Source organism: Pseudomonas sp. fls2-241-R2A-110 (assembly GCF_030209165.1).
Lineage (GTDB): Bacteria > Pseudomonadota > Gammaproteobacteria > Pseudomonadales > Pseudomonadaceae > Aquipseudomonas.
On the sequence record NZ_JARVSN010000020.1, the window covers coordinates 60,754 to 77,831 of the forward strand.

13 protein-coding genes are annotated in these 17,078 nt (G+C 60.8%); 11 read left to right on the top strand and 2 right to left on the bottom strand.

All coding sequences use genetic code 11. The annotated features are described in order from the left end of the window. The first annotated feature begins 147 nt into the window (after positions 1-147). Positions 148-1,632: an ATP-binding protein gene (locus QRN31_RS16985; protein WP_285433282.1), complete on the top strand. Its 1,485-nt coding sequence runs from the start codon at positions 148-150 to the stop codon at positions 1,630-1,632. Here the strand turns inward: QRN31_RS16985 and QRN31_RS16990 are convergent. Continuing rightward, positions 1,597-4,434 (bottom strand): ATP-binding protein, encoded by a 2,838-nt coding sequence (locus QRN31_RS16990; RefSeq protein ID WP_285433283.1) that lies wholly within the window; start codon positions 4,432-4,434, stop codon positions 1,597-1,599. The genes QRN31_RS16985 and QRN31_RS16990 overlap by 36 nt on opposite strands. 397 nt (positions 4,435-4,831) lie before the next feature. Between QRN31_RS16990 and QRN31_RS16995 the strand changes: the two genes are divergently transcribed. The 3 genes from QRN31_RS16995 to QRN31_RS17005 all read left to right on the top strand — a co-directional run bounded on the left by QRN31_RS16995 (position 4,832) and on the right by QRN31_RS17005 (position 7,782). Next, entirely contained in the window at positions 4,832-5,407 is a 576-nt protein-coding gene (locus tag QRN31_RS16995; protein ID WP_285433284.1) for a flavodoxin family protein, read from the top strand. A 32-nt stretch (positions 5,408-5,439) separates the two neighbouring features. After that, positions 5,440-6,264 (top strand): alpha/beta fold hydrolase, encoded by an 825-nt coding sequence (locus QRN31_RS17000; protein ID WP_285433285.1) that lies wholly within the window; start codon positions 5,440-5,442, stop codon positions 6,262-6,264. 75 nt (positions 6,265-6,339) lie between these two features. Further along, positions 6,340-7,782, top strand: a complete 1,443-nt coding sequence (locus QRN31_RS17005) for a catalase (RefSeq protein WP_285433286.1) — start codon at positions 6,340-6,342, stop codon at positions 7,780-7,782. 58 nt (positions 7,783-7,840) lie between these two features. Here the strand turns inward: QRN31_RS17005 and QRN31_RS17010 are convergent, their stop codons facing one another. Further along, on the bottom strand, positions 7,841-8,278 hold the full coding sequence (locus QRN31_RS17010; RefSeq protein ID WP_285433287.1) for a helix-turn-helix domain-containing protein: 438 nt from the start codon (positions 8,276-8,278) through the stop codon (positions 7,841-7,843). Positions 8,279-8,485: 207 nt separating this feature from the next. On the opposite strand from QRN31_RS17010, the gene QRN31_RS17015 reads away from it, so the two are divergent. The 7 genes from QRN31_RS17015 to ycaC all read left to right on the top strand — a co-directional run bounded on the left by QRN31_RS17015 (position 8,486) and on the right by ycaC (position 16,992). Further along, the gene (locus tag QRN31_RS17015) at positions 8,486-9,472 is read left to right on the top strand and encodes an MBL fold metallo-hydrolase (RefSeq protein WP_285433288.1); all 987 of its coding nucleotides are present in this window, start codon (positions 8,486-8,488) and stop codon (positions 9,470-9,472) included. Between the two features lie 34 nt (positions 9,473-9,506). Beyond that, positions 9,507-10,427, top strand: coding sequence for a LysR family transcriptional regulator (locus QRN31_RS17020; protein WP_285433289.1), 921 nt, complete (start codon positions 9,507-9,509; stop codon positions 10,425-10,427). Between the two features lie 1,496 nt (positions 10,428-11,923). Further along, positions 11,924-13,183, top strand: a complete 1,260-nt coding sequence (locus QRN31_RS17025; RefSeq protein WP_285433290.1) for a hypothetical protein — start codon at positions 11,924-11,926, stop codon at positions 13,181-13,183. Between the two features lie 274 nt (positions 13,184-13,457). After that, positions 13,458-13,874: a DoxX family protein gene (locus tag QRN31_RS17030; protein WP_285433291.1), complete on the top strand. Its 417-nt coding sequence runs from the start codon at positions 13,458-13,460 to the stop codon at positions 13,872-13,874. Beyond that, positions 13,867-14,460, top strand: coding sequence for an antibiotic biosynthesis monooxygenase (locus QRN31_RS17035; RefSeq protein WP_285433292.1), 594 nt, complete (start codon positions 13,867-13,869; stop codon positions 14,458-14,460). The genes QRN31_RS17030 and QRN31_RS17035 overlap by 8 nt, the downstream gene beginning before the upstream one ends. Then, the gene (locus QRN31_RS17040; protein WP_285433293.1) at positions 14,457-16,295 is read left to right on the top strand and encodes an amidohydrolase; all 1,839 of its coding nucleotides are present in this window, start codon (positions 14,457-14,459) and stop codon (positions 16,293-16,295) included. The genes QRN31_RS17035 and QRN31_RS17040 overlap by 4 nt, the downstream gene beginning before the upstream one ends. 70 nt (positions 16,296-16,365) lie before the next feature. Beyond that, a complete protein-coding gene (ycaC, locus tag QRN31_RS17045; protein ID WP_157714602.1) occupies positions 16,366-16,992 on the top strand; it encodes an isochorismate family cysteine hydrolase YcaC in 627 nt (208 codons plus the stop codon). Positions 16,993-17,078 lie beyond the last annotated feature (86 nt).

Genomic DNA, 17,078 nt, shown 5'->3' on the forward strand with positions numbered 1-17,078 from the left:
ACACTCCTACCGTGGCAGTTGAACAGTCACTGAGGCCTGCCAAGATACTTGGCAACGCTTTGCAACGGAGGTGCGGGAGCCTGGAGAGCGCGTGCGATGGGTCTTGTCGCACGGTGAGCCGAGCCAGGTTTCAGCCTGTGGATGGACATGAACAGCCTCATAGATTTGAACAGCGATGCGGTGCTGCGATTCGGCCCCTACGCCTTCCACCTGCAGCAACGGCTGATCCTGGAAGGTGATCGACCGCTGCGCATGGGCGGGCGGGCCCTGGATATTTTGCAGGTCCTGGTCGAGCGTGCCGGCGACGTGGTCAGCAAGGATGAATTGATTGCCCAGGTCTGGCCGACCTCCGTGGTCGAGGAAATCAACCTGCGGGTGCACATCGCGGCCCTGCGTCGGGCCCTGGGTGACGGGCAGAATGGCCAGCGCTACATCGTCAATATCCCCCAGCGCGGCTACAGCTTTATCGCCCCGGTGGAACAGGTGCCCGCAGGCACGCTGGTGTTGTTCGAGAACGTGCAAAGACACCAGCACAACTTGCCGGCCCGGTTGACGCCGGTGACCGGTCGGGATTCGATCGTCGGCAGTCTGGTCCGACAGTTGCCGGTCCGTCGCCTCATGACCCTGGCCGGCCCCGGCGGTATCGGCAAGACCACGGTGGCGTTGCGTGTCGCCGAACTGCTGTTGCAGCACTATGAAGACGGCGTGTGGCTGGTGGATTTTTCAATGATCGATGACCCGACGCGGGTGGTCGATCATCTGATCCAGACCCTTGAACTGGACGTCGGCACGACGCTGGACGTGCTGGCAAACCGGCACACATTGCTGGTGCTCGATAACTGCGAGCACTTGCAGGAACGCTGCCGGACCCTGGTCGAGGATTTATTGGCTTCGGCACCTCGCCTGTCGATTCTGGTGACCAGTCGCGAACCCTTGCAGGCGCTGGGGGAAACGGTCCAGCGCCTGGCCTCTCTGGCGGTGCCGCCCGCGTCGGTCTTGCACAGCGTCACCGAAACCATGGGGTATTCGGCGGTGCAGTTGTTCGTCAGTCGCGCCCGAGCCCGTCAACAAGGGTTTACCCTGCGCGAACAAGACCTCAAGGCCGTGCGCGAAATCTGCCAGCGGCTCGACGGTTTGCCGCTGGCGATTGAACTGGCGGCGGGGCAGATCGACGCCTTGGCGCTGGTGGGCTTGCAGGCGCAGCTCGACAACTGTTTTCAGCTGCTGACCCAAGGCCGGCGCACCGCCGTGCCCCGGCATCAAACCCTCAAGGCTGCGCTGGACTGGAGCTATGAACGACTCGGCGAACGCGAGCAAACCGTGCTGCAGCGCCTGTCGGTGTTCAAGATGTCCTTCACCCTTGATGCGGCGATTGGCGTGAGCAGTTGCGCACGGCTCAAGCCCGATGTACTGGCGGAGCTGGTTGAGCGACTGGTGGCCAAATCGTTACTGTCAAAGGATCAAGTCAACGGCACCAGCCGTTATCGTTTTCTCAACACCACCCGCCGCTATGCGCTGGAGAAGCTTGAGCTGAGCGGCCAGGAGCGTGTGTTCGAGAGGCGTTACTCGCACTACATCAGTCGCGCGCGCAGGGCCTCAGGGGTGCCATTGTCCATGGAGCTCGTCGAGTAAGCACCGGACTTTGTGCAAGTCCGGTGTTGCGAAACCTTCGGTGAACCGGTTGTAGACCGGCGCCAGCAACTCATGGGCCTGCTGGTACAAGCCCTGGCGCTGCCAGAGTTGCGCCAGTGAGGTGGCGCTACGCAGTTCCCAGGCCAGGGCGCCTTGATGCCTGGCCACATTCAATGCCCGAACCAGCATCTCTTCGGCCGCTCCGATGTTGTGGGAACGAGCCTGCTCGCGATGATCCCCCTGCGACGGAGTGTCCTGCGCCATCAACGCATCAGCCTTGGCGCGCAGTATCTCCGCCGTGCTCCATCCTGCCGCCCCGGTATCGGCTCGCTGCAGCAAGGTTTCATCGACAAAGCCGCTGTCGAGCGTGACCATGATTTCGCCGATCAAGCCCGCCCCCGGCCGATTGAGCAACTGCGCTTCTTCGCGATCAATTACCTGCGCGTAATGTTGTGCCCAGTTATAAAACAGCAGCACCGAATGTTTTTGCGCTTGCTCCAGCAACAGGCACAAGAGATCGCGAGCGGTCTGATGCTCGCCGTTGTAGTGGGCGATCAGGCACCCGGCCAGCGCCAGGGTGTAGCAGATCGACGTTCCGTGGTCGATCTGAATCGCGATGTCCAGTGCCTGCCGGGCGGTGCGCCAGGCTTGTTCCGGCTGGCCTTGCACCCAGAGGATGCGCGCCAGAATCGTCAGGGCGGCCACGCTCTGATCGTATTGCACGCCAAACCCGTGGGTGAAGCGGTTGAGGTGACCGCTCTGGGCCATGCGCTGGATGACCTGTTCGGCGTTCTCCCGCGCCAATGGCTGATTGCCGGAAAAGTGCAGCGCCAGAACGCGTAAGCGGTGTGTGCTGAGAGACAGGACGGCGTCGTCATCGCCTCCCAGTCGGTCAAATTGCTGGCTCTGCTCCAGCGCCATTTGGTAGTGACCGCAACTGAGGTTGACCGCCATGTACCCCGACAACGCCCGGAGCTGGCCAGCCACGTCGTTGGCGGTTTTGGCCAGGGTCCGGGCGCTGACGAACGCCTCGATGGTTTCGGCGGTGCCGCCCTGGGTGTGGTAGCAAGAGCTGCCCAGCGCCAGCTTCAGGTCCATCTTCAGACGAGGGCAGGGCTCGGCGTTCGCGTCGAGCAAGGCGAGCGCCTTGCGCACATAGACCCCGTGTTCCTTGAGCAGCGACAGTTCTTGCCAGAGTGGCGTGGACGTCGCCGCCAGACGAATCGCCAGCGCTTGCGGCCCCTGGCTATTCAAGCCCCAGTCGAGGGCCGAACGAATGTCTTCCAGGCTGCGCGCGTAACGCTCGATCCACAGGCTCGTGGAAGTCTGCTCCCAATCAGCCTGGGCTTGATGCATCACGGCCAGGCAGCGTTGGGCGTGGCGTTCACGGGTGTCCGGCAGATCAGCGGCCTCGGCGAGTTTTTCCAGGGCATAGCTGCGGGTCGTGTCGAGTAACCGATAGAACACTTCTTCGTCGCCCACCTCGACGTTCAACAGCGACTTGGCCACCAGTTGCGTGATCGAGCCAAACACCACGTCGGGCTCGATGTGTTCGCCGACGATCACGGCCGCTGCCGACTGCAGGGTGAAACCGCCCCTGAACACCCCGAGGCGGCGCAGGCATGTCTGCTCGCAGGCACTGAGCAACTGGAAACTCCAGTCGAGAGTGGCGCGCAGTGTCTGGTGTCGGCCCAGCGTCGACTGACAGCCCTGAGTGAGCACGCGGAAACTGCCCTGCAATTGCGCCAGCAATCCGCTCACACCAAAGTGGTCGACTTGCGCCGCCGCCAGTTCGATGGCCAATGGAATACCGTCCAGGCGCCGACAGATCTCGATCGCCAGCGGCAGTTCTTCTTCAGTCAGTTCAAAGCTGTCCTGGCTGGCCATGGCCCGTTCGACGAACAGCTGCAGCGCCGAAAACGTCAACGCCTGAGCACGGTCGAGCACGGCGATGGGCGGCGGACAATCCAGCGAGTCAAGACGCTGAACGTATTCGCCCTCGGCGCGCAGGCTCTCGCGGCTGGTGGCCAGAATGTGCACCTGAGGGGCTGCGCGCAGGAGGCTTTCGCAGAGCAGAGCGATGGCGTCGATCAAGTGTTCGCAGTTGTCGATCACCAGCAGCATCTGCCGTTCGCGCAGAAACGCCGCGAGGCCGCTCGCGGGTTCGGCGTCATGCAGCGACAAACCCAGCAGCGTGGCCAGGTGAGGGCCGATCATCAACGGGTCGCTGATCGGCGCCAGGTCCAGCAGACGAATGCCGTCCCGGTAGCGGCCAATCAATTGTTCGGCGACCCGCAGGGCCACGGTGGTCTTGCCGATCCCGCCCGGGCCGACGAGGGTGATGAAACGCTGGCGTGGCAGCTGCAACATCAGGTTGTCGACCAGTGGCTGGCGACCAATCATGCGCGTGTGCCGGATTGGCAGGTTGTGGCCGCTTGTTGCAGGTTCTTCGGCTTCGGGATGCTGCCCGATCTGTTGCAGCGAAAAGGGCGCCACAAAACTGTAGCCGCGTTGGGCCACGGTGATGATGTAGCGCTGGCCGGCCTGGCCGTCGCCAAGGGCTTTGCGCAGCGCCGCCATGTGCACCCGCAGGTTGATGTCTTCGACCACGCTTTTGGGCCAGACCCTGGCGATCAATTCTTGCTTGGCGACCACTTTTCCCGCGTGTTCCAGCAGGATCAACAGAATGTCCAGGGCACGCCGACCCAGGCGCAAAGGCTGGTCGGCCTCCATCACCAGGCGTTGTCCGGGGTAGACCCGGTAGGGGCCGAAATGGATGGCCTGTTCGGGGGAAAGGGTCAACGTGTCACTCCTGCTTGCAACCGTCTGGTACGCGATTTTCGAGCATATTCCTCAGGTTTTGACGTGAACGCAACGCGGTGTCCGGAAGACTGGCGGGTGTCCGTCCGGACCGGTGCGTTCCGGGTGTCGTTCTCAAGCACCTGTTCATTGGGGGTGAGGGTAGCAAAGTACGTGTTAAGGCTTTTGGCGCGCCAAGGAAAATTAACAACGTTTAACTCGTGCTCAGTGTGGTCTACGCCCAAAACTCGGTTGCTTCAACTTCCGCTGGTCTGGTGGGAACGAGCCTGCTCGCGATAGCGGTGGGGCTGCCTGCATCTGTTTTGAATGTGCCGCCGCCTCGCTTCCACAGTAGGGCGGTGGTGTTGCAAAGGGATTAATACCTCAAGAGGACGCTTGAATGAGCAACGTGGTGGTGGTCTATCACAGTGGCTATGGGCACACCCGTGTCTTGGCCGAGGCCGTCGCCCTCGGTGTGGAGCGGCACCTGGGCAGCACCAGTTTGCTGGTGCCGGTCGAGGACGTGGACCAGCACTGGGATCGATTGCACAGCGCCGACGCCATCATTTTCGGCGCCCCGACCTACATGGGCAGCGCTTCGGCGTCCTTCAAGAGCTTCATGGAATCCACGGCGGCGTTTTACCTGGCTCAGCCATGGCGCGACAAGCTGGCGGCGGGGTTCACCAACTCCGGCTGCCTGTGCGGCGACAAACTCAACACCTTGCTGCAACTGGCGGTGTTCGCCGCGCAACATTCGATGATCTGGGTCGGCCTCGACGTGCTGCCGGCACGGTCGAGCACCGGCGTGTTCGACGGACAGCTCAATCGCCTCGGCAGTTCGCTCGGGGTCATGGCCCAGTCGAATGTCGAACAGTCCCCCGAGCTGGCGCCTCCGCCGGAAGACCGCTGCACCGCCGCACACCTGGGCGAGCGCGTGGCGCGACTCGCCGAGCGCATGGGCCACTCACCGCTTTGAAACACCCCCAACACTCGCAAAGGAGATATCGCATGAGTACATTCACGACCCGAGACGGCACCGAGATTTATTACAAGGACTGGGGCACCGGTCAGCCAATTGTATTCAGTCACGGCTGGCCGCTGAACGCCGACAGCTGGGAATCGCAGATGATCTTCCTGGCCTCCAAAGGCTATCGGGTCATCGCCCACGACCGCCGTGGCCATGGTCGCTCCAGCCAGCCGTGGACCGGCAACGACATGGACACCTACGCCGATGATCTGGCGCAGTTGATCGAGTTGCTCGACCTCAAGGACGCCGTGCTGTTCGGCTTCTCCACCGGCGGTGGCGAAGTGGCGCGCTACATCGGTCGCCACGGCACTGGCCGCGTGGCCAAGGCCGGGCTGATCTCCTCGGTGCCGCCGTTGATGCTCAAGACCGAAGCCAACCCCGGTGGCCTGCCGATCGAAGTGTTCGACGGCATTCGCCAGGCGTCCCTGGCCGACCGTTCGAAGCTTTACATCGACCTCGCCAGCGGACCGTTCTTCGGCTTCAACAAGCCTGACGCCAAGCCTTCCCAGGGCATGATCGACTGGTTCTGGATGCAAGGCATGATGGCCGGTCACAAGAACACGTTTGACTGCATCAAGGCGTTCTCCGAAACCGACTTCACCGAGGACTTGAAGAAGTTCGATATTCCGACGCTGGTGGTGCACGGCGACGCGGATCAGGTGGTGCCCATCGAAGCGGCGGGCATTGCGTCGGCAAAACTGGTGAAAGGATCTACGCTGAAGATCTACCCCGGTGCACCCCATGGCTTGACTGACACTCACAAGGATCAGCTCAACGCTGAGCTGTTGGCGTTCTTGAAGGGATGATGAACCCCGGCGCGGATTTAAATCCGCGCCGGTTTTCGCTGCTGGTGAGAGCGGCTAACTGTCGAGATCAAGTCCATGAAAAAGCTGACGAATGCCACCGGCGCCCCGGTGGCCAATAACCTCAATATCCAGACGGCCGGCCCTCGTGGGCCGGCACTTGCGCAAGATAGCTGGATGTTTGAAAAACTCGCCCACTTTAACCGCGAAGTCATCCCCGAGCGGCGCATGCACGCCAAGGGCGCTGGCGCTTACGGCACGTTCACCGTCACCCACGACGTCAGCCGCTACACCAAGGCCAGTATTTTCAGCGCCGTAGGCAAACAGACGCCGTTGTTCGTGCGGTTTTCCTCGGTGGCCGGCGAGCGCGGCGCGGCGGATGCCGAGCGCGATATCCGTGGCTTCGCGGTGAAGTTCTATACCGACGAAGGCAACTGGGACATTGTCGGCAACAACACGCCGGTGTTTTTCTTCCGCGACCCGCTGCGTTTCGCCGACCTTAATCACGTGGTCAAGCGTGACCCGCGCACCGGTCTGCGCAACGCCACCAGCAACTGGGATTTCTGGAGCTTGCTGCCGGAGGCGCTGCACCAGGTGACCATCGTCATGAGCGATCGCGGGATTCCGGTCAGTTTCCGCAACATGCACGGTTTCGGCAGCCACACGTTCAGCCTGATCAACCGCGACAACAAACGGGTGTGGGTGAAGTTTCACTTTGTCTGCCAGCAAGCCATTGAAAACCTCACGGATGCCGAGGCGCAAGCGGTGGTCGGCAGGGACCGCGAGAGCAATTTGCGGGACCTGTACGAAGTCATCGAACAGGGTAATTTCCCGCGTTGGAAATTGTGCATTCAGGTGATGGAGGAGGAACAGGCCAACACCTACCGGCACAATCCATTTGACCTGACCAAGGTCTGGCCGCACGGTGATTTCCCGCTGATCGAAGTGGGCATCATGGAGCTCAACCGTAACGCCGAGAACTACTTCGCCGAGATCGAACAGGCCGCCTTCTCGCCAGCCAACGTGGTGCCAGGCGTGAGCTTTTCACCGGACCGTATGCTTCAGGCGCGGCTGTTTTCCTATGGTGATGCTCAGCGCTATCGCTTGGGGGTCAACTCCAGTCACATCCCGGTCAACGCTCCGCGCTCACCGTCGCACAGCTATCACCGCGACGGCGCCATGCGTACCGACGGCAACCTGGGTGGCACCGCCAGTTATTTCCCCAACAGCGTGGGTGAATGGCAGGACTCGCCGGAACTGGCCGATCCGCCGCTGCCGGTGGAAGGCTTTGCCCAGCACTATGACCATCGGCTTGAGAATGACCACTACGAACAGCCGGGCAATCTGTTCCGGTTGCTGGACCCGCAGCGTAAACAGTTGCTGTTCGACAACACCGCACGGGCGATGAATGGCGTGCCGCAGGCGATTCGCCAGCGCCATATCGAGAACTGCACCAAGGCTGACCCGGCGTATGGATTCGGGGTGGCTGAGGCGTTGGAGCGGCTTTCTCCGTTGGGCTGACACAACCCACGTAGCAGCTGTCATTCGACCGCTGCTACGACGCTTGCGACGTCGAACATTACGCGTGAAGTTCGGCGGCGTAGGCGGGGCGATGGGGAAGGGGGCGCACGGTACGGCAACGCCAGGCAAACGGGTTGATGCCTTCACTGCGGGTGAAGATATGACAGAAATGCGCTTGATCGCAGAAGCCGCATTCGAGGCTGATTTGCGTCAGGGTCAGTTCGGTGTCCTGGATCAATTGCTTGGCGCGGGCAATACGCTGGTGGCGAATCCAGTCCTGGGGCGAGAGCCCGGTGCTGCACTTGAATGCGCGGGAGAAATGACTGCGTGAGAGGGCGCAGGCGCTAGCCAACTCGGTTACTTCAATGGTCTCGCCGAGGCGCTCGAGGATCAGCTGCTTGACCAGGCTTTCGCGCCACGGGGTCAGACCGCCGGTGGTTTTCTTTCGCGTTTGAGTATCAGTCGCGCGGGCGACGTTTCGCTGAGATTGGGCCATGACAGATGTCCGTGTCGGTGAGCTTCATTCTTGGTCGCGACGCGCTGGCAGGCGAGTTAAACGTTGTTAATTCCATCCGTGTACACAGGTAAGCAACAGCGCTAACTCAGCACATTGCTGCAATTTCCAAGGCCGTTTGCCCTGCACAATCGATGTCAGTGTGCGGCGTTTGCATGGCCGTTTTTTTGACTCGAAAAAGGTGAAAGCATGAAACATTCTCTGGCAAGTGCACTGGGGCTGGCGGTGGCGATGGCTGCCGGAGTGTGTGCGGCGCAGGCGCCTGCTCAGGTCGGCACACAGGCGCCGGGCTATTTCCGCCTGGCGGTGGGCGATTACGAAGTCACGGCGCTGTTCGACGGCTACAACGACCTGTCGCCCAAACTGCTCAAAGGCCTGACCCAGAGCCAGATCCGCGCGCTGCTGGCCCGCCGTTCGATTGAAACACCGGGCGTGCAGACCGCGTTCAATGCCTTTTTGATCAACACAGGCAAGCAATTGATCCTGGTCGATACGGGCGCCGGCCAATGCATTGGCGCCACCGCCGGCATGCTCTCGGACAACATGAAAGCCGCCGGTTATGAGCCTGCGCAAGTCGATACGATTTTGTTGACGCACCTGCACCTGGACCACGTCTGCGGGCTGGTCGACGCCCAGCACAAACCCGTGTTCGCCAATGCCACCGTCTTTGCGGCGAAGGCGGAAGCCGCGTACTGGCTCGATCCTCAGGCGCTTGCCAAGGCCCCCGAGGGCGCCAAGCCGTATTTCAAAATCGCCCAGGACTCGACCGCACCGTATGTGGCCGAGGGTCGTTTCAAGACGTTCGATGCCGGTCAGTCGCCGGTGCCGGGTGTGGTCGATGCGGCGCTGGAAGCCGGGCACACGCCGGGCAGCACCACCTACCGGTTCACTTCCCAGGGGCAGAGCATTCTGTTCATGGGCGATCTGGTGCATAACCTCGCGGTGCAGTTCGAACACCCTGAGGTGTCGATCGGTTTTGACGTCAACAGCCAGCAGGCGATCAAGAGCCGCGCCACCGTGTTCACGGCTGCAGCGGCGAGCAAGACCTGGGTGACGGCGGCGCACTTGCCGTTCCCCGGCATTGGCCACATCGCCGCCCAGGGCAAGCATTTCCAGTGGGTGCCGGTGGAATACGGGCCTTACAAACGTGCGGCGAACGTGCCGCTGATCGAGTAAAGTCGCCGGCTGAACACAGAAGGGAACCGTGCCTATGAACCGTAACGATCTGCGTCGCGTCGACATGAACCTGTTGGTGATTTTCGAGGCGTTGATGTTCGAAAAAAACCTCACTCGTGTGGCTGAAAAACTGTTCATGGGCCAGCCGGCGGTCAGCGCGGCGCTGGGACGGTTACGTGATCTGTTCGACGATCCGTTGTTGCTGCGCAATGGGCGCGCCATGGAGCCGACGGCGCGGGCGCTGGCGATTCTCAAGGAGCTGCAACCGGCGATGGATGTGATTTCCGGGGCGGTGAGCCGGGCCAAGGAGTTCGATCCGACGACTAGCTGCGATGTGTTTCGTATCGGGCTGTCGGACGATGCCGAGTTTGGTTTGTTTCCGCCGCTGTTGACGCAGTTGCGCGAGGAGGCGCCGGGGATTGTCGTGGTGGTGCGGCGGGCCAACTATCTTTTGATGCCGGCGTTGTTGGCGTCCGGGGAAATTTCGGTGGGGGTGAGTTACACCACGGATTTGCCGGCAAATGCCAAGCGCAAGACCTTACGCGATATTCCGTGCAAGGTGTTGCGTGGTGACAAGCGGCCGGGGCCGCTGACGCTGGATGAGTATTGTGAGCGGCCGCATGCGATGGTGTCGTTTTCGGGGGATTTGAGCGGCAACATTGATCTGGATCTGGCGAAGATCGGGCGCTGTCGGCGGGTGGTGTTGGGGGTTCCGCAGTTCAGTGGGTTGCGTGCGTTGTTGGCCGGGACTGAGATGATTGCGACGGTGCCGGATTATGCGGCGTGTGCGTTGGTTGAGGGGTGTGCGTTGAGAGCTGAGGATCCGCCGTTTCCGATTGAGGCTGCGCAGTTGTCGATGGCTTGGAGTGGGGTGCATGACAATGATCCGGCGGAGCGGTGGTTGCGGGCTCGCATTAGTCAGTTTATGTCGCTGCCTTTGGGGATTCCGTCTTAAACGTGGACTTGGCGGCCTTTGGGCCGACCATGTTCTCTTGGGTGTATTTGGGCCAATTGTGGGAGCGAGCTTGCTCGCGATGGCGGCCTGATAGCCGACCAGTTTCTTTCGGGTGTGCATATCCGTTGCTGCGGTAACGGCCACCTAGGGTTTCGCCCTTACGGCGAGGCACTTTTTTCAAACGCCAAAAAAGTACCCAAAAAGGCTTGCCCCGGCGTTCGGCCCCTCGCTGGGGCTCGGTGTTCCTTCGCTCCGGCATTCATCTGGGGGCATCGCCTCCGGTCTGCTTCGCGACGACCTCCTCTCGATGTGTTCGACTTCGTCGAACGGCGCTACGCGCCTGCCCCCCAGATAAACGCCTCCACTCAGCCTGCCGAAGGGGCGGGTAGATCAAAAGCTGCAGGCGAGCTAACGCTCGGCCTGTTGAGTGGTTAAAAGCGGGCGGTGTACGTTGGTTTTTATTGTGGGGGCTGGCTTGCTAGCGATGGTGCCCTGCCAGCCGACCAGTCTCTTCCTGCCGCCACTTGATCGTTCCCTACGCTCCGCGTGGGAATGCAGCCCGGGACGCTCCGCGTTCCGAAGGGGCGGGCGGACCAAGATCAAAAGCTGCAAGCGAGCTAACGCTCGGCCTGTTGAGTGGTTAAAAGCGGGCGGGGCGCCTCGGTTTTTATTGTGGGAGCTAGCCTGCTAGCGATGGCGACTTGCCAGTCGACCAGACTCTTCCTGCCGCCACTTGATCGTTCCCTACGCTCCGCGTGGGAATGCAGCCAGGGACGCTCCGCGTTCCGAAGGGGCGGGCGGACCAAAATCAAAAGCTGCAAGCGAGCTAACGCTCGGCCTGTTGAGTGGTTAAAAGCGGGCGGGGCGCCTCGGTTTTTATTGTGGGAGCTAGCCTGCTAGCGATGGCGACCTGACGGCCGACCAGATTCTTGCAGGTGTGCATCGAACCCTGTGGGAGCGGGCTTGTCGGGTCGCCGCATCGCCGTGATGGCGCCCGGCCAGCCGACCAGTCTCTTCCAGCTACCCCACTGATCGTTCCCTACGCTCCGCGTGGGAATGCAGCCAGGGACGCTCTGCGTTCCGAAGGGGCAGATGGATCAAGATCAAGAGCTGCAGGCGAGCGACCGCTCGGCCTGTTGAGTGGTGGAGAGCGATGCGTGTGCGCCGATGCATTGTGGGTTGTCTGGCTGGCTGGCTGGAGTGTGGTTGGTTGAACGGGCGGTACCGTTGTCAGTTGAAAAAGCGCAGCCCCGTCAATCCTTACCATTCGTCCGTAATTGTTATTGACCTGTAAGTTCTGACAGTAGCCGGTGTTCGCGATTCGGTGTGTGATAGGCGTGCTCCAGGTGGCAGGTTTAATCACGTACAGGGAACGAATAATGAATGGTCAGGGTACGGAACTAGTCACGGAAAAATTGCCACCTCCGTTCATTCGTGAAAGTCGGGCCCTGGACCTCTTGAATCCACTGGCGCTCACGCATAGCTGCAGGATTGTCATGGAGTACACCATTGAGCCCGGTGACAGGGTCAGTGTGTCTTGGGCAGGGGCTCCGGGGGCTGGTTCGTATACGTCGGTGTTTTTCCCGGTGGGTGAGTTGCGTCCCTTGGAGGTCGGGATAGGCGGTATACCGCTGGTGATCTTCAATTTGGGGAGGACGGTGACGCTGACCTATACCGTTATTCGAGGTGACTCTGCGCCTGTGACTTCGCAGCCGTTGATTTTATACGTGCTGCCGATAGCGCTAAGCGAGTTGCCCAGACCCTTTATCACGCAGGCACCCGGGTTTGGCACGGGTTTGGTCCTTGATGTCAATGCGCTGACCGAATTCACCCTTCGGATTAATGCATGGCCCCTGCAAACCCAAGGTCAATACTTCTGGTTGCGTCTCAGAGGGACCAACGCCAACGATAGCGTTTTCGATGAGCTGTACTGGAGTGCATCGCACAATGTTGTCGATCAGAAATTCGACAAAGGCTTCTATGCACAAGGCTACTCCGCCGACCCGCTGAAGGGGCTCAAGGATCGCAGTACGCTGACTCTGGAGTTTATGGCGGGGCTGCAGGGTGGCCAGGACCCGGCCCTTGCCCAGAGGTTTGCGCATCGCAACTACATCATCAGCACGAATGGACCGGTCACACCGGTTGTCCCGGTGATCGAATCGGTGAAGGGCTCCGACAATATCGTTATTCCCGACATGGGAGACACTGCTCATTCTCGCGTAACGGTAACCGGGACCGCATTGGCGGGCGAAGAGGTGGAGCTCTTTGATGGGGAAGTCTTCCTTGGTAAAGCCAGGGCCATTTCCGGTCGCTGGGAATTGTTGGTGGCGGAGCTGGATGTGCGGCGGCATGTATTCAAGGCTGTGGCTTTGTATGGCGGTAATGAGGAATCCAACGCGTGGACGATCAACGTAACGTCGCCACTTCCGTTGCCGCTTACCATCAAAGAGGCCCCCGATAACATCAACCTCGACCTGGTTGCGGCCAGAGATCGCCTGACTGCCGTATTGGACTACGACATGGAAGCCTTGGATCTGCTCAGAGTAATGTGGGTTGGCACGCCCGGCGCCGGGACGCGAACCACCTCTCCGGTTCGGGCTGGCGACATAAAGCCAAGAGAAATTCTGCTGCCCACTTCGCTTGTCAGCGCCAATGTCGGCAAAACGGTCACGGTGACATTCAGCTATACCCGCGGGACATCGCCCCCGGTGGTATCGCAACCGCTGAGGCTGAGCGTTTTCAATTCCGGCGGATGAGTAACATCTCAAAAGTGCTCCTTTTGAACAGAGGCATCAACATGGCTTCGGAGTTGATCCACTGAAAAAACGGCCTCGCAAGAGGCCGTTTTTTTTGCGTCAGACAAATGCGCTCCTGCCATGAAGATCTCACACGGGGCTACGGCGGATCTCACTGCCGGGCTCATCCACAAAAAGAGCACGTACATTCAATTTTTCCCATCCCCGCCCCGGCATTATCGAATGACGTCCCGGCGCATGGCTGCCGGTGGTTTTTCATTTGTGCAGGTAGCCCATGAACGCTTCGCAATGGGATCAACGGGCCCAGGACTTCGGGTTGCTTTTTCTGCGGGTCAGCGGTGGATTGTTTCTGCTATGGGTGCACGGTTTGCCCAAGCTGCTTAACTACAGCGCGCAGTTGCAGGTCATCGAAGACCCTTTCCACCTCGGTGCGAATGTCACGCTGATGCTGGCTATTTTTGCCGAGGTGCTGTGTCCGCTGTTGATCATTGCCGGGGTGTTGGTGCGGTTGGCGTGTCTGCCGATTCTGTGTGTCCTGTTGATTGCTCTGTTGGTTGTGCATCCCCAGTGGAGCCTCGATGAAGGGCAGTTCGGCTGGCTGCTGCTGATTCTGTTCACCAGTCTTTTCATCGCCGGGCCGGGACGGCTGGCGCTCAATGTCCGATTTGCCGGAGCTTTGCGTTATGCCTGAATCCAACCGTTTCGAAGAAGTCGTGACCCTGGTCATCAAGCATCGGGTCAAGGCTGGTTTTGAAGTGCCTTACGAAGCCTGGTTGCGCAACATTGTCAGCATCGCGGGTCAGCAGGACGGGCATTTGGGTGTAGACGTGATGCGCGGTAAAAACGCCGGGCTCGACATGTACACCTGCGTGCTGCGCTTTTGCTCGACCGAGGCGATGCAGCGCTGGCTCGATTCGCCGCAGCGCCTGGAGCTGGTCAACGAAGCCACGCCGATGCTCGCCGATGGCGACCAGACCGAAGTCAATCCGGTCAAAGAATTCTGGTTCGCCCCGCAAGCCGATACCGCGTCGTCGCCACCTCCGCGCTGGAAGCAGGCCGTGGTCACGTTGCTGGTGATTCTGCCGCACACGCTGCTGGTGCCGCTGATCTGGGGCCCGCTGCTGCGGCTCAACGCGTTGCTCTCCAATTACGTGGTCGCGACGTTCCTGATCACGCTGACCATCGTTGTCTCGGTGGTGTACCTGTTCATGCCAATGGCCACACGCTTGTTCGCGCCTTGGCTATCTTCTTCCACTCAGCCCAAGGAAACGCGATGAACGCCGATCTGATTCTATTCAATGGCCAATTTCATACCGTTGACCGTGAAAACCCACGCGCCAGCGCTGTAGCGATCAGCGATGGTCGCTTCGTTGCGGTCGGCACCGATGCCCAGGCCATGGCCCTGCGCGGGTCGGGTACGCAGGTCATCGACCTCAAGGGTCGCTGCGTCATCCCTGGCCTCAACGACTCGCACTTGCACCTGATCCGTGGCGGTTTGAACTACAACCTCGAACTGCGCTGGGAAGGCGTGCCGTCGTTGGTCGATGCCCTGCGCATGCTCAAGGATCAGGCTGACCGTACGCCGACGCCGCAATGGGTGCGCGTGGTCGGTGGCTGGAACGAGTTCCAGTTCGCTGAAAAACGCATGCCGACCCTGGAAGAGCTCAACCAGGCCGCGCCGGACACCCCGGTGTTCGTCCTGCACCTCTACGACCGCGCCTTGCTCAACCGCGCTGCCTTGCGCGTGGCCGGTTACACCCGCGATACGCCGAACCCGCCGGGCGGCGAAATTGTCCGCGATGCCAATGGCAACCCGACCGGCATGCTGGTCGCGCGTCCGAACGCGATGATTCTCTACTCGACGCTGGCCAAGGGGCCGAAGCTGCCGCTGGAGTATCAGGTCAACTCGACCCGCCAATTCATGCGCGAGCTCAATCGTCTGGGCCTGACGAGTGCGATCGATGCCGGGGGTGGCTTCCAGAATTACCCGGACGATTACCAGGTGATCGAACAGTTGGCCAAGGACCAGCAACTGACCATTCGCATTGCTTACAACCTGTTCACGCAGAAGCCGAAAGAAGAGCTGACCGATTTCAAGAACTGGACCAGCAGCGTGACCCTGCACCAGGGCGACGATTTCCTGCGGCACAACGGGGCTGGGGAAATGCTGGTGTTTTCGGCGGCGGATTTCGAGGACTTCCTCGAGCCGCGCCCGGACCTGCCGCAAACCATGGAAGACGAGCTGGAACCGGTGGTCCGCCACCTGGTGGAACAACGCTGGCCGTTCCGTTTGCACGCTACTTACAACGAGTCCATCAGCCGCATGCTCGACGTGTTCGAGAAGGTCAATCGCGACATTCCGTTCAACGGTTTGCCGTGGTTCTTCGACCACGCTGAAACCATCACCCCACAGAACATCGAGCGGGTGAGGGCGCTGGGCGGTGGTATCGCGATTCAGGACCGGATGGCGTTCCAGGGCGAGTATTTCGTCGAGCGTTACGGCGCCAAAGCCGCTGAAGCGACCCCGCCGATCAAGCGCATGCTGGCCGAAGGTGTACCGGTCGGCGCCGGTACCGACGCGACCCGGGTGTCCAGCTACAATCCATGGACTTCGCTGTACTGGATGGTCAGCGGCCGCACAGTAGGCGGGCTTGAGCTGCATGCCGAGGGCTTGTCCCGGCAGACCGCGCTGGAACTGTTCACCCACGGCAGTGCCTGGTTCTCTTCCGAGCAGGGCAAGAAAGGCATGATCAAGGTCGGCCAACTGGCGGACGTGGCTGCGCTGAGTGCGGACTTTTTCAGCGTCGACGAAGAAGCGATCAAGTGGATCGAGTCGGTGTTGACCGTGGTCGGCGGCAAGGTGGTGTACGCCGCCGGTGATTTCGAAAAACTCGGGCCGGCCAGCGTGCCGGTGCTGCCGGACTGGTCGCCGGTGGTGAAAGTGCCGGGGCACTGGCGTCCGACTTCGCCGATGCAGGCGCAGGTTCACCATTGCAGCGGTCCATGCGGCGTGCATGCCCACAGCCATGACAAAGCGCGCCTGTCGAACGCGCCGGTCAGTGATTTTGCGGGTTTCTGGGGCGCCTTTGGCTGCTCGTGCTTCGCGTTCTGACGCTCAGAAAAAAAGCGCCGATGGGCTGCATCGGCGCCTCACGTAATACCCATCCATCGAGGAGTTTCACATGAGCAACGTTCCGTACAAACGCCTGAACAAAGACGATGCCGTAGTCCTGTTGGTCGACCACCAGACCGGCCTGATCTCGCTGGTCCAGGATTTCTCGCCGAACGAATTCAAGAACAACGTGCTGGCCCTCGCGGACCTGGCCAAGTTCTTCAAACTGCCGACCATCCTCACCACCAGCTTCGAAAACGGCCCTAACGGTCCGATGGTGCCTGAGCTCAAGGAGCTGTTCCCGGACGCGCCGTACATCCCGCGTCCAGGCCAGATCAACGCCTGGGACAACGAAGATTTTGTCAAAGCCGTGAAAGCCACTGGCCGTAAGCAACTGATCATCGCCGGTGTCGTAACGGACGTGTGCGTGACGTTCCCGACGCTGTCGGCGCTGGCTGAAGGCTTTGAGGTGTTTGTGGTGACTGACGCTTCGGGCACGTTCAACGAAACCGTGCAGCAAGCCGCGTGGGCGCGCATGTCTGCTGCGGGTGCGCAACTGGTGAACTGGTTCTCGGTGGCCTGTGAGCTGCAAGGCGACTGGCGTAACGACATGGAAGGCTTGGCGAACCTGCTGTCGCCGCGCATTCCAAACTATCGCAATCTGATGAACAGCTATTCGGTGCTGACTTCGAAGTAAGTATCGCTGGTTGAAAAGGTTGGGGTGGGGACATATCCGTTTCTGCGGTAACGGCGGCTTAGGGTTCCGCCCTGACGGCGGGTCAC

Coding starts and splice junctions, on each gene's coding strand:
- QRN31_RS17040 (WP_285433293.1), top strand. CDS start 14,457: ATGAACGCCGATCTGATTCTATTCAATGGCCAATTTCATACCGTTGAC.
- QRN31_RS16985 (WP_285433282.1), top strand. CDS start 148: ATGAACAGCCTCATAGATTTGAACAGCGATGCGGTGCTGCGATTCGGC.
- QRN31_RS17000 (WP_285433285.1), top strand. CDS start 5,440: ATGAGTACATTCACGACCCGAGACGGCACCGAGATTTATTACAAGGAC.
- ycaC (WP_157714602.1), top strand. CDS start 16,366: ATGAGCAACGTTCCGTACAAACGCCTGAACAAAGACGATGCCGTAGTC.
- QRN31_RS17030 (WP_285433291.1), top strand. CDS start 13,458: ATGAACGCTTCGCAATGGGATCAACGGGCCCAGGACTTCGGGTTGCTT.
- QRN31_RS17035 (WP_285433292.1), top strand. CDS start 13,867: ATGCCTGAATCCAACCGTTTCGAAGAAGTCGTGACCCTGGTCATCAAG.
- QRN31_RS17020 (WP_285433289.1), top strand. CDS start 9,507: ATGAACCGTAACGATCTGCGTCGCGTCGACATGAACCTGTTGGTGATT.
- QRN31_RS17015 (WP_285433288.1), top strand. CDS start 8,486: ATGAAACATTCTCTGGCAAGTGCACTGGGGCTGGCGGTGGCGATGGCT.
- QRN31_RS17025 (WP_285433290.1), top strand. CDS start 11,924: ATGGAGTACACCATTGAGCCCGGTGACAGGGTCAGTGTGTCTTGGGCA.
- QRN31_RS17005 (WP_285433286.1), top strand. CDS start 6,340: ATGAAAAAGCTGACGAATGCCACCGGCGCCCCGGTGGCCAATAACCTC.
- QRN31_RS17010 (WP_285433287.1), bottom strand. CDS start 8,278: ATGGCCCAATCTCAGCGAAACGTCGCCCGCGCGACTGATACTCAAACG.
- QRN31_RS16995 (WP_285433284.1), top strand. CDS start 4,832: ATGAGCAACGTGGTGGTGGTCTATCACAGTGGCTATGGGCACACCCGT.